Genomic DNA, 13468 nt, shown 5'->3' with positions numbered 1-13468 from the left:
GTGAGCAACCGTTACATCCACCGCCAAACTGCAATACTGCAACACCTGCGTCAGTAATTTCTACTAACATGATGTTACCGCCATGGCTGGCAAGTTGTGGATTAATCTCTGATTGAATAACGTATTCAATACGTTCAACTAATGGTGCATCACCAGACACTTTACGCATTTTGGCGTTAGGTGCTTTTAATGTCAGTTGCGAACCTAGCTGGTCGGTCACAAAATCAATGCTGGCATCATCTAAGAACGGTGCGCTCTTTTCATCAACCATTGCACTAAAGCCATTAAATGGAAGTTCTACATCATCAGCTTCAGCGGCATCAGGTGGACAATAAGACACACCACACTCTGCTTGTGCAGTACCTGGGCTGATAACAAACACACGAATGTGCGTACCTTCCGGCTGGTCGGCCAATAGTTTGACGAAATGGGCCTGAGCTGTATCGGTAATGGTGATCATAAAAACCTGCTCCGTCAGGGAATACCTGAGTAAATTAGTAAGAATTAGACATATGATACTCTGTGTTGCATTGGCTTTGTAGTGTCCGTGGGATTTGATCTCGAAAAAATGATCCAGTTCAACTTTTTTTAACCCTAAAAAAACTGCAATGCCCTATATACCGGGGGCTACAAGACATATTAATTAATTGTTTTTATTTACAAAAAATCTTGTTCTTACTCAAATCGAATTAATCTAACCTAAACCTAGGTTAATCTACCCTTAAAAAGATTTAATCTAACAATCCCGGCGCTTCAGCACGCGCAAGGCACCAAGTTTGTACATGGACAAATTGTAAACTAAATAATTGTGCAATTTCATCTACGGTGGTTCCGGTAGTGACAACATCATCAATCAACGCAACACGCTGATATGCCATGCTTGGTTGTAATGCAAATGCACCATGGCAGTTTTTACGCCTCTGCTTACCCGCTAGTCCAGTTTGCGGCAAAGTATCAACAATCCGAACTAAACAGCGGTCGTCTAGAGGGATATCTATTAATAGGCTTAACTCTTTAGCAATGAGCCAAGCTTGATTAAACCCTCGCTGACGTAAACGGTTAGGATGTAACGGAACTGGGATTAACACTTGCGGCCGTCTAATAATGCCATGCTTGATTAACAAAGCGATTCGACAGGCCAATTGTTGAGTAATCGCGTTAAGCGCTGCACACTGCTGTTGGTATTTAATGGCGGCAATAACCGGTCCTAATCCTTGATGATAGCTGCAAGGGGCCACCACCCAATTAGGGCTGTGTTTAAGGCATTGACCACAATAAGCCTGAAGCAACGCTATTTCGCGACCACAACCTAAGCACACTTCATGTTGATACAAACTCGCGGCTAAACACACTTGGCAAACACCTGTGAGCACTTGATTGGGAAACAACTGCTGATAACCCGTTTGATCTATCCTTTGCTGGCACAGCAAGCAACGGTTGGGTAAACTGCCTAGTAAAATCACCCTAAAACGCTGAACGCGCTTGACGCATATACGTAATATATGGGCGATGTCGATTGAATTATTGATTGGCGGCATTGGCTATTCATTCCATTAAATAGACTCTTAAGAGGTGTTAACCGTGAGTTTTCCTGCATTGCATATTGATACCGTAGGCTCACAAGGCCAAGACATCGTGTTATTGCACGGTTGGGGTGTGAATAACCAAGTCTTTAGTCCATTAAAAAACGCATTGCACCAGTATAGAGTGCATTATGTAGATTTGCCGGGGTTTGGTCTAAGCCCTAATATCAATGGAGGCATAACTCAATGGGCGCAAGCACTTGCAGAGCAACTTCCACCGCAGGCTATTTGGATTGGTTGGTCGTTGGGTGGGTTAATCGCTAGCCAAGTAGCCATTGATTACCCTGATTCAGTGGCAGCATTAGTCACTATTGCCTCATCACCCTGTTTTATGGCCCGCGAAAGTTTTTTGGCACACGAGAAAGATCATTCAACCCCATCTTGGTCTGGTATTCAACCTGATGTATTGGCGCAATTCTCAAGTCAATTAGACCGTAACTTGTCCCGTTCTGTTGAACGATTTTTGGCAATTCAAGCCATGGGAAGTGACAATCCCAAATCTGAAATCCAACAAATAAAAAGCCTAGTGTTAAGTAAACCGTTGCCGACGCAACAAGGATTATCCCAAGGATTGGATATGTTAGCGCAAGTTGATTTACGCGCCACGATCACTCAAATTCAGCAGCCATGGTTACGTATTTGGGGAAGGTTAGATAGTTTGGTACCGAGAAAGATTATCTCGTTATTGCCTAGTAGTAACAACATTGAAGATGTGCTGCTTCATAAAGCATCCCATGCGCCGTTTATTTCGCATCCAGATGCATTTTTAGACCATTTATTACCTTGGCTCACAAAATACCGCTAAAAATACTTAATAGCCCTTTAGCCTTGGTCAAATATTGACTATAATTTAGCCAAGGCGTCGTATTGACAAGGCCAACATGATAATTAACACTCATTATCCTCAAGTACCGTTAGCAACTTCAAATGTTGCGACGGATCTTGCGCGAGTGGACAATCAACAAAAACCGCCAATTATTCCGCCACAAGAACCGACAAAAGAGCATGCAGAACGTCCATTAAATCAACAAAATGAACGTGCTACGCCTTACACTGTCGCAGAGAGAAAACAGCAGCAAGAGCAAGCTAAACGACAACAACAAAGTGCCACTCAACAAACAGTAGAATCTAAAGCCATTACCTCGTCAGCCATTCGGCCTCAAGTCATTAGAATCATGGCGAGCCAAACCCCGGCGCTGCAACGTAAAGATATTCAACTAAAAACACAATCGACAAACGCTAAAACAACACCAGAACCCCGTCAGCGCCAAACACTCGATACCGGAGTATCTAAAGCTACTTACCAACAATTTGGTCAACGGATTGGTCAATTTTATCAACAACAATCCGCTCCAAATAATGAGTCTCAACTACAAATTTTAGCGTGATACTTCCGTGGGCGCCATCTCAACCAGTGTCGGTTTAGCCTCAGAATTAGCTGTACGATACAACATGTTGTTGTACGCTATACTGCCCCACAATGCCCAACCTAAAGCTGTTTCTGCTTGGGAATCATTCAATGTTGTCGGAGTCAGTTTTTCAGAAACAAAATCATAAGTCACACTTTCAGGAGGTAATTCAGGCTGTAAAATAGTCATTTTATCCCCCTCCAATAAACCAAAGTTTTTGTCATATTGCATCATTGCTCGACCGGGCCAAGAGTCTGGCATTTTGGTGAGATCACGACCTAACATTGGATAGCTATCTGAAATACCCAACAATGAAACTAACGTGGGTGCCATATCAATTTGACTGACAACGCGTTGATCACGCTTCACATCAACCCCATCACCTATAATAAGTCCAGGAATACGAAAACGCGACACTGGTATTAATGCGGCACCACCCACTCGGCTGTCATGATCGGCAACAATCAGGAATAAAGTATCTTTCCAGTAATCTGATTTTTTAGCTTTCTTGAAAAACTCACCCACGGCATAGTCAGCATATTTAACCGCGTTATGCATAGTGTATTGTGGTTGTTCATACAGCTCAATACGGTCATCTGGAAACTCATACGGATCATGATTACTTGAACTAAACACTAAACTAAAAAATGGTTTACCTTCTTTGTGCATCCGCGAGAATTCTTCATCGGCTCTAAACAATAAGTCCTCATCAGACACCCCCCAAGATGCGACAAACGCAGGGTCTTTATAGTCACCTTGATCAACAATATCAGTAAAACCATTGCCTAAAAAGAAGCTGCGCATATTATCAAAATGGCTTTCACCACCATAAATAAACTGCGTGGTATAGCCATGTTGCTTCAATAAATCAGCAATGGTGAAAAAACCCGTTTGACTCTTACCTAGCTTCACAACCGCACGTGCTGGCGTAGGTGTAAAGCCGGTTGTTATCGCTTCAATCCCTCTTACCGAGCGTGTACCCGTCGCGTATAAATTTTCAAAAAACCACCCTTGTTGCGATAGCTCGTCAATATTAGGCGTCAACGGTAAGCCACCTAAACTCCCCACAAAACGCGCACCTAAGCTTTCTTGTAAAATGATGACAAGATTCTTTGGTTTGCCAGTATAGCTGGCTTGGTTAAATGACAACGTAGGGATGGTCGGTGAGGTAAATGAACTCATTGGTCGTCCACTTTCACGGCGTACAATATCAATGACTTTTTCATCGGCTAGCTTGCCATACACTTTCGATGCATCTTGTTCATTATCCATCTGCTTAAGCGCAAACATTAATGAGAAGGATGAATTAAGCACTAAAGAGTTAATTAAAGGATCATCAGAAAATGCCACTAGTGAAGGATTAAGTGGTCGATGCCCCAAGGATGATCGTGCGCCTAACACTGTAATGGCAATAACGATAACAGCAAGCACCGGACGCCAATACCATTTAGGGTATTTCACATGCTGAGTGAGCTTACCGGTAAACCACCAACCACCCCATAATGTACCTAAGGTGATCACGGCCGATAAAATAAGCTCGCCTTTACGCCCCGCCCATAACATTGATAACACTTCTTTTGGATAAACAAGATATTCAACATATAAACGGTTAGGCCTAAAACCATATTCGGCAATAAATGATGGCGATGATGCTTCAAGGAAAATAATTACCCACAAGCCTAATGTTAACCACACTCGCAATACCATCACCCAAGCACGGCCAACTAAATGCTCACCAGAAAATACCACTGTACCTAGGGCTGCGATGCCCCATAGCCAACACACCGAAGCGAAATCAACGCGTAACCCTTGAACAAAGATATAGCCCCAACCCTGTGCATCACTGACACGATCTGCCTGCCACAAAGATAAACCTAAGCGACTCACGCTCAAAATAATGAGAGACATAACACTAAATATGATAATGACTTGGAGTAAACTTCGCGAAGTATGTGGTGTTGAAAACAGTGGAGATCGTGCGTTATAATTGAACGAATTTACAGCCATTTAGTGCTCCGATATGGTTGTTAATTTGGTAAAGTGCAAAACTTATATGCGACTAGTCGGACCAAAATTAACATTTTGTTATTTACAACAAATTAATGCTCGCATCTTATGTTGATGAGTATTGTTTTTATAATATGATTAACTCAATCGAACTAAAGATAATATTACTATATTTATCAGAAGATTAACCAGAATTCATAAGAAGTGAGGTATCTAAAACTACATCTATCTGTAGCATAAGACTCTAATTGACAATAAAAGTTCAGTTATACACACGCTATATTAACCTCTGATTAACTTATCAGCTCAACCATTTATCGGCTTATTGTGATTTGAATTAACATTATGTTACCTAACTCTCCATTACCACTGGGATGAACAAACTAAACAGAATTTTATCTGTGGAAATCAATTCAAAACTAAATTCAAACCCATTTACTTTGGCTATATTTTCAACGATGGCCAACCCTAATCCATGCCGGTCACCGTTAGAACGCGACTTTTCGGCCTGGAATAACGGTAACGTGAGCCGATCTAAATCATTCGCATTGATACTGGTCACTAATTGATTTTCAATACTGAATGTTAATCCTTTATTATCAGAAACTAATCGTATAAAAACCGCTGAATTTGACGGGCTATAGTACAATGCATTGTCGAATAAATTGGTCAAAATGAGGTGTAAAGAAAACTCATCAGCAAAGCAGCTCTGATCTAAAACATTATGTTCAATATTCAAACGAGAATAAATAGTTGAATACTTAAATGCTAACTCATCAATAACCTGCCCCATCAAGGTTTTGATATTGATATGTTGGCGATGCAGATTAATATCTTCTGATGTGGCTTGTTGCAATAACAATAAATTATTGACTATTGTTTTCATCCGTAAACTAATACTGAGCACATCTTGTTTATAGCTAACGCCAATTCGTTCATCGTCTGGATAACGAATATAAATCTCACTCAAACTGATCAGTTCACTGATTGGCGTTTTCAGTTCATGAGCGATATCAGCAGTAATGCGTTTTTCTGTTTGCAAGTATTGTTGGCTAATTTTGACAAACTTATTCAACTCATTCCGTATCGGTTCAATTTCAAGATAATCTTCTGAGTCAGTAGACAGCGGGATGTACTTTTTGGTCACATCGACGTTTTTGAGCGACATGTTTAATTCGTTCAATGGGGTCAAACCACGATGAATAACCTTCACTACAGCCCAACGGATCAACACAATCACCAGCAGTAAACCGATGGCCAAACTAGAATCAATGATGACCAAAATTTGCGACAAATCTTCAGTCGTTATAGCAATGGTTAGCCACATGGGCTCAACGTTGCCCATCATTGGACGATTAACTTGAGGCACTTGCGGCTCAAAATACGACACCATCGCTCGGCCATCCCGGCCATCGGGTAATATCACGTCAACAAAAATGGCACTATTGAGAGGTATGTCTTTTTTGAGTAAATTAGTATCAGCGAAATGCGCTAACGATTCTGAACGTTCAAATACGTTCGAACCTTGCCACAACTGGAAAAAACTCGCTTTGGTTGAAGTACCAAACTCAGGCATAAACTCGCCAGAAAAATCAAATTCGGTACCTTCTGGTGTCACTTTAACTAAGGTCTTTAGGTAATTAGACTTGTCGGTTAATGCGTTATCAAACTCTGCATCAACCCAATTATCGATACTGATATCAATCGCAAAAAAAACCAGAATCAAAATACCGGAAACCACATAAGTCATGGTATTAACCAAGTTAGTGGTTAACGACCGCATTAATTTTCACTCACAAAATAGCCAAAGCCACGTTTATTTTTAATCGGCAATATCATACCTATCGCTTTAGCCTTTTTTCGTACTGATGATAAATGCGCTTCAATGGTATTTTTCGATAAATGATTAAATGATCCCACTACCGCTTCGCTGATTTGTTCTGGATTAAGTACTTGTTTTGGGTTGCTAAATAAATATTCAACAATTTTAAATTCGTTTTTAGTCAGGTCAATGTAATGGCCATCTGCATGCAGTGATTTATTATTTGTGTCTAAAACAAAATCTGCAATACAAATCGTTTTAAATTGTTGATTCAGATCACCGCGGCGACCTAGGCAAATTAATCGGGCTTGTAACTCATCAAAAGAAAACGGCTTACTCAAATAATCATCGGCACCAGCCAATAAGCCAGCAACGCGATCTTCTGCTTGAGATTTAGCTGATAAGATAATGACCTTTGATTGATTACCTAACTTACGAATGCTTTTAAGTAAACTAAGACCATCTACACTAGGCAGCATAAGATCCAAAATAATAAAATCATAAGCATTAATGAGCGCCATGCTTAAGCCCTCTGAACCGTCACCAGTTTCATCAACGGTATAACCTAAATGGTCTAACCCAACTCTAATGCCGCGACGCAGCGCTTCAGAGTCTTCAATTAACAACACTTTCATTGAGTGTCCTTTATCAACATTACGCCAATATCCATATTAGGATTGATGTAGCCAAAATGAAAAAATCATTTATCAACTAGCTTCATCAAACTATTGCCTATCTCGTGCTTAGATAATTATTTCACACTAATGCTAACAAATTATGCCCACAAAATAACCCACCAAACCATTGCAGCCATTAACATACTTATAAACACAAATGCTGACGCAATATCCTTAGCTAAACCCGACAACTCATGAAACTCTACACCAATACGATCAACCACCACTTCTATTGCGGTGTTAACCAGTTCAGCAAACAATACAAATAGTAACGCCAGCACTAACATGGCAGATTGCGCTGCACTAATATTTGCCATACACGCAAACACTGTCAATGGAATAAACAGTAATAACTCTTGTTGAAATGCCGCTTCATTGCGGCACATCCACTTTAGCCCAGCAAACGTATGTTTACAGGTATAAAGTAAGCGCATTATTCCATGGCGTTTTACTACAATTTTTGGTTGCTTAGCTGTCGCACTTTTTGTAGTGTTTTGAGGTGCATTAGCATCTGAAGTAGATGATGAAGCTGAAATTGTCATCGGTATATCCCTAGTTCATTTTACAATCGGTGGTGATATCTAACTTAGGATCTCGTACCGAACTGCTGATGCCGTAAAGCCCTAACAATGTATGGAACAAATTGTCATGTGAATACGAGCCGTTTAAGGCATGCTGGGCAATACATTCACGGTCAACCTGTTTTGCTTGGGTGTAATCTTGTGGTAACCACATAAACCAAGGCACATGCGTTTGTTGGCTTGGTGCAATGCTGTAAGGCGTACCGTGTAAATACATTCCACTTTCACCCAACGATTCACCATGGTCAGATAAATACACCAGTGCGACGCTATATTTGTCTTGATACTGCTTAAGCACATTAATCGTTTCTGCCAACACAAAATCGGTATAGGCAATGGTATTGTCGTATACGTTTACAATCTCTTGGTCATTACAGTTTTCAATGTCGCTGCGGCTACAAGCTGGCGTAAACAAGGCCTTATCGGCTGGGTAACGCTGCCAATATGTTGGTCCGTGGCTACCAATAGTATGTAAAGCGATAAATTGATTATCTAAGCCTTTACCAGAAAGCGCACTTGCTTCGCTGTCTTGTTGTAATTTTTGGCTGAGCTTTTCAACTAAAATCGCATCATAACAACTTAAGCCATCACATAATGAATTTGGCTCGCTGGGCGAAATTTCAATCTTATTAATTCGGGAGCCAACGTCTTTATCACCACCGTCATTTTCAAACCATGTCACGTTAATACCGGCGGCTTGAATCACATCCAGTATGTTATTTCGTGCATCTGCAACTTCACGATTGTAATTGTCATGAGTTAGATTTGAAAACATACAAGGTAATGAATGTGCTGTTGCTGTACCGCAAGACGACACATTTTGTAAGGCTATGATGTCGAGGTTTTCAGTGTAAGGGTTAGTGTTACGTTGGTAACCGTTATACGCCATATTTTCAGCTCTGGCGGTTTCACCTACTACAAACACCATAAGAGTCGGCTTGCCATTAGTACTAGGTGTTAACTGTGCGTCTTGACCAATAGGATCAAAGGTTAATTTTTCAGTAAAGTAACGTTTGTTTAAATATTTAACCGTATTAAATATATGTGCAGGAATAATCATCTTATTCAGATAACTATTATTACGACCCACTGACGCGTAGTCTTTATAAAAAAACAGCACCATCAAGCCCACTAAGCCGATACTGAGAACGGTAAAACCAGCTCGTCGAAGCACGATTTTTACCAGTGAAGGACCACTCGTTAATTGAGTGCGATACAATAAGACAGAAGGCACTACACCTAATACAAATACATAACCAACTGACGATAAGTTAATGTATGAGATAGCTTCACCAGAATTGGTTTCAAAAATATTTTCAATCATGCCGTAATCAAACATCACGTTGTATTTCAACATGGCATACATCGCTGCTGACGACGTAAGTAATAACACTATCATCACGGGTTTAAACACAAACTTAAATGCAAACAAGCTAAAAATAAGCATAAAACAACAGCTTAATAACAACGCGGGTGACAACGAAAACAGCACATGACCGTCTGTTGATAATTGATAGATTTTACGGATTAACGGAAAATTTAATACCAAACCAAAATACACGGCAATGATGCAGGTCATAGCCTCATAACTGATACTTCTTTTGGGAGTACGGGATAATGTCTGCGTTGGAAATTTCAATATAGTCACTCACGATGAACTCGATTGATGAGGATACTCTACTGCGAAACTTAAGATTTGCTTAATAAAAACTGAATTATTACTGTTTGGTTAATTCAGTTTGACAATCCTCGACAAAGAAAAAAAAAGCCCTCACATTTGAAATGAAAGGGCTTTAATAATCAATACTTTATTCAACTACACGTTAAGCTAAACGATAACTTACTATTTTTTGAGTTTTGCAAAGGCATCAGCAAACGCATTGCCCATCGCAGCATTTTGCTGCGTTTTAACAGGCTTATTAGCGGATTTATTATTCCCCGCACTTTGCGAATTAGCTGAAGATTTACCCGCAGCAGGTTTTTTCTGGTAACTACTTTGTGGTTTACCCTGCGACTGTCTGGTTGCTTTCTCAGTATCAATTTTTTCATCAAGACGCATGCTTAACGCAATACGACGACGCTCAATATCCACTTCCATCACTTTCACTTTAACCACATCACCCGCTTTAACCACAGTATGAGGGTCACTGACAAACTTGTCGGTTAACGATGAAATATGCACTAAACCATCTTGATGTACACCCACATCAACAAATGCACCAAAGTTAGTCACGTTGGTCACCACTCCTTCTAAAATCATCTCGACTTTAAGGTGCTTCAATTCTTCGATACCGTCTTTAAAAGTAGCTGTTTTAAACTCACCACGAGGATCGCGTCCCGGTTTGTCTAGTTCGGCTAAAATATCATTAATGGTCGGAACACCAAATGCGTCGGTAACAAAATCGGCAGCATTAATCTGCTTTAACAAATCACTGTTACCAATAAGCTCAGTTAATGGTAATTGCTTAGCGCCAGCAATCGACTCAACTAAACTGTACGCTTCTGGGTGAACTGATGACGAATCCAATGGATTATCACCATTACGGATACGTAAAAATCCCGCAGCTTGCTCATAAGCTTTAGGCCCTAAACGAGCCACACTCAATAGCTGTTTACGGTTGGTAAATTGACCATTAGCATCACGAAAATCAACCACGTTTTTAGCTAAGGTTTTGGTTAAACCAGCGACTTGAGCCAATAACGGTGCAGATGCCATATTTAAGTCAACACCTACAGCATTAACACAGTCTTCGACGACGGCATCGAGCGACTGTGATAACTGGCTTTGGCTTACATCATGTTGATATTGGCCAACGCCAATTGCTTTGGGTTCAATTTTAACTAGCTCTGCCAACGGATCTTGTAAACGACGCGCAATTGATACCGCGCCACGAATTGATACATCAAGATTTGGAAATTCATTAGCAGCAAACTCAGAGGCTGAATATACCGATGCACCCGCTTCACTCACAATCACTTTAGTCAGCGTCGGATGTGTTTCTTTTACGGCAGCGATTAACTCGCCAGTCAGTTTGTCGGTTTCACGCGAGCCAGTACCATTACCAATCGCAATAATTTCAACTTTATGCATGGTCACTAAATTACTTAAGGTACGAATCGATTTGTCCCATAAGTTTTGCGGTGCATGTGGGAAAATAGTGGTGTGGGCCACCAGCTTACCGGTGTTATCAACAATCGCGACTTTCACACCAGTACGAATACCAGGATCAAGCCCCATAGTTGCTTTTGCACCAGCTGGAGCTGCCATTAACAAATCGCCTAAGTTACGGGCAAATACTCTAATGGCTTCTTCTTCCGCGCTTTCACGCATCTTAGCGATAAACTCGGTTTCCATTTGCAAAGCCACTTTAATGCGCCAAGTCGAGGTCACAACGGTTTTCAACCATTCATCAACGCTAGAGTTAGTCAGTTCTAACTTAAAGTGATCGCTAATAATCACTTCACAATAACTGCCTTCTGTCGCTTGAGTATCGGGATCGGCGTTCATCGACAGGCTTAACATGCCTTCGTTACGGCCGCGCAACATAGCTAAAGCACGGTGAGATGGGATTTTACTCATCAGCTCATTGTGCTCAAAATAGTCGCGGAATTTAGCGCCTTCTTTCTCTTTGCCTTTCACCATGCGGCTTTCAAGTACCGCTTGCTGTAATAAGTGCTGGCGCACTTTACGCAGCAACTCTGCATCTTCAGCAAAGCGCTCCATTAAAATGTAACGCGCACCATCGAGTACTGCTTTAGTGTCGGCAAAACCTGAATCAGGATTAATAAACTCAGTTGCTTTGCTTTCTATATCTAATTTGCGATCGGCTAACACTGCATCTACAAGCGGCTCAATACCCGCTTCGATGGCTATTTGGCCCTTAGTACGACGCTTTGGTTTGAATGGCAGATATAAATCTTCAAGGCGGGTTTTACTGTCGGCGTCATTAATCGCTTGAGTTAACGCTGGGGTTAATTTTCCTTGCGCATCAATACTCGACAACACCACTTGGCGACGATCGTGTAACTCACGTAAATAACCTAAGCGAGAAAACAAGTTACGCAACTGAGTGTCATCTAAACCACCGGTAGCTTCTTTACGATAGCGTGCAATAAACGGCACTGTGGCGCCGTCATCTAATAACGCAATGGTCGCTGTGACCTGTTGTTCACGAACATTAAGTTCTTGAGCGATAATCTGGGCAATATTATGCATAATCAATCGAATTCGACATGGTTTAAAATAAAATTATGCCAAAGATACCATAAAGACCACCAGTTCGCTGCTAGTACGAAAGGCTTTATGATGTCTTTATAGATAATCGATAAAAAGAATGCATCATAGGACATGAAGTGCTAAAACACAGATGATAATATTACGGCTAAATATAAAACCTCACCGTTCTTCGATCACATTAAAGAGTAAACCGCGTGAAAACTAAGTTAATCACTTTAGAAGGCTACAATAAACTCAGAATTGAGCACGACTACCTGTGGAAAGAACAACGTCCTGAAGTAACTAAGATTGTCACTTGGGCGGCTGGTTTGGGTGATCGCTCCGAGAACGCTGATTATACTTTTAATAAACGTTTATTAAGGCAAATTGATCGCCGAGTTCGCTATTTACGCAAGTTATTACCAGAACTCAAAATCGTTTATTACGCACCGGAGCAAGAAGGCAAAGTGTTTTTTGGCGCAACGGTTGAAATTGAAAACGATGCCGGTGACATTAAAACCTTTAAAATTGTCGGCCCAGAAGAAATTTACGACGAACGTAAAGACTACATCTCCATCGACTCGCCCATGGCCCGCGCGTTACTCAAAAAACAAGTCGACGATGAAGCGGTAGTGAGCACACCTCAAGGCGATAAAACCTGGTACATCAATAAGATTAGTTACAAACTAGAACAGAAATAACTTATCCAAGGAAAACGGAATAAAGAGAATAAAGGAAAGCGAACCAAGGAAACTGAATCAAGGCCGTTAAGTGCTATGGTTTATCTTCGTCAAAAAGAAGTATTGAACAGTTAAGCTTTGCTGCTAGCACAGGGTGTGGTTAACGTTTCTGGACAACTTTATATTCAGTTATGCCAGAATAAGTGAAAAAACGCTTAACCATATTAACTGCAAACCATAAGAAACCCGTTGATGAGTACCCGCATTAGTTTGTGCTTTAACGGCTCTGGCCATAACAAAAAGATAATAAACAGCGCCTATCACGGAAGCGATTGAGAATAAACGGAAATACACTGGAACCGTCTCAGACGTCGGGCTGATTGCAATCAATATCGGCGCGACCACTAATGATAGCAACATGATAAAACCAGCCCAAGAATGCACTTTACAATTAAATGTTGGATGTCTTGTCAGTGGATCAGCATCCATAGGG

12 protein-coding genes are annotated in these 13468 nt (G+C 40.9%); 3 read left to right on the top strand and 9 right to left on the bottom strand.

Annotated elements, in window-relative coordinates; translation table 11 throughout:
* Together nfuA and H5202_RS11270 are read right to left on the bottom strand one after the other, a co-directional pair.
* The coding region (gene nfuA, locus H5202_RS11275; protein WP_182772158.1) for a Fe-S biogenesis protein NfuA at positions 1 to 460 on the bottom strand (460 nt) is incomplete at its 3' end.
* Between the two features lie 271 nt (positions 461 to 731).
* Positions 732 to 1538, bottom strand: a complete 807-nt coding sequence (locus tag H5202_RS11270) for a ComF family protein (RefSeq protein WP_182772157.1) — start codon at positions 1536 to 1538, stop codon at positions 732 to 734.
* 43 nt (positions 1539 to 1581) lie between these two features.
* On the opposite strand from H5202_RS11270, the gene bioH reads away from it, so the two are divergent.
* Positions 1582 to 2388, top strand: coding sequence for a pimeloyl-ACP methyl ester esterase BioH (bioH, locus tag H5202_RS11265; protein WP_182772156.1), 807 nt, complete (start codon positions 1582 to 1584; stop codon positions 2386 to 2388).
* A gap of 76 nt (positions 2389 to 2464) precedes the next feature.
* Entirely contained in the window at positions 2465 to 2971 is a 507-nt protein-coding gene (locus tag H5202_RS11260; protein WP_182772155.1) for a hypothetical protein, read from the top strand.
* On the opposite strand, the gene H5202_RS11255 is transcribed toward H5202_RS11260, so the two are convergent.
* From H5202_RS11255 to H5202_RS11230, 6 genes are all read right to left on the bottom strand, one after another.
* Positions 2963 to 4900, bottom strand: coding sequence for an LTA synthase family protein (locus H5202_RS11255; RefSeq protein ID WP_259397286.1), 1938 nt, complete (start codon positions 4898 to 4900; stop codon positions 2963 to 2965). The genes H5202_RS11260 and H5202_RS11255 overlap by 9 nt on opposite strands.
* Before the next feature lie 451 nt (positions 4901 to 5351).
* A complete protein-coding gene (locus H5202_RS11250) occupies positions 5352 to 6782 on the bottom strand; it encodes a sensor histidine kinase (RefSeq protein WP_182772154.1) in 1431 nt (476 codons plus the stop codon).
* Positions 6782 to 7456 (bottom strand): response regulator transcription factor, encoded by a 675-nt coding sequence (locus H5202_RS11245; protein ID WP_182772153.1) that lies wholly within the window; start codon positions 7454 to 7456, stop codon positions 6782 to 6784. Before H5202_RS11245 ends, H5202_RS11250 begins: the two co-directional genes overlap by 1 nt.
* A gap of 140 nt (positions 7457 to 7596) precedes the next feature.
* Positions 7597 to 8040 (bottom strand): diacylglycerol kinase, encoded by a 444-nt coding sequence (locus H5202_RS11240; RefSeq protein ID WP_182772152.1) that lies wholly within the window; start codon positions 8038 to 8040, stop codon positions 7597 to 7599.
* Between the two features lie 10 nt (positions 8041 to 8050).
* The gene (locus H5202_RS11235; protein ID WP_336244797.1) at positions 8051 to 9727 is read right to left on the bottom strand and encodes a phosphoethanolamine transferase; all 1677 of its coding nucleotides are present in this window, start codon (positions 9725 to 9727) and stop codon (positions 8051 to 8053) included.
* Between the two features lie 195 nt (positions 9728 to 9922).
* Positions 9923 to 12295, bottom strand: a complete 2373-nt coding sequence (locus H5202_RS11230) for a Tex family protein (RefSeq protein ID WP_182772150.1) — start codon at positions 12293 to 12295, stop codon at positions 9923 to 9925.
* A gap of 215 nt (positions 12296 to 12510) precedes the next feature.
* On the opposite strand from H5202_RS11230, the gene greB reads away from it, so the two are divergent.
* Positions 12511 to 12996, top strand: a complete 486-nt coding sequence (gene greB / locus H5202_RS11225) for a transcription elongation factor GreB (protein WP_011635724.1) — start codon at positions 12511 to 12513, stop codon at positions 12994 to 12996.
* 168 nt (positions 12997 to 13164) lie between these two features.
* Here greB and H5202_RS11220 read toward each other — a convergent pair.
* Positions 13165 to 13468 (bottom strand): DUF998 domain-containing protein (locus H5202_RS11220; protein ID WP_182772149.1); only part of this gene is annotated, 304 nt, incomplete at its 5' end.

This window comes from Shewanella sp. SG41-4, from assembly GCF_014164505.1.
In the GTDB taxonomy this organism is placed as follows: Bacteria; Pseudomonadota; Gammaproteobacteria; order Enterobacterales; family Shewanellaceae; genus Shewanella.
The sequence above is the reverse complement of the archived record's forward strand: the minus strand, read 5'-3'. Positions and strand labels throughout refer to the sequence as shown.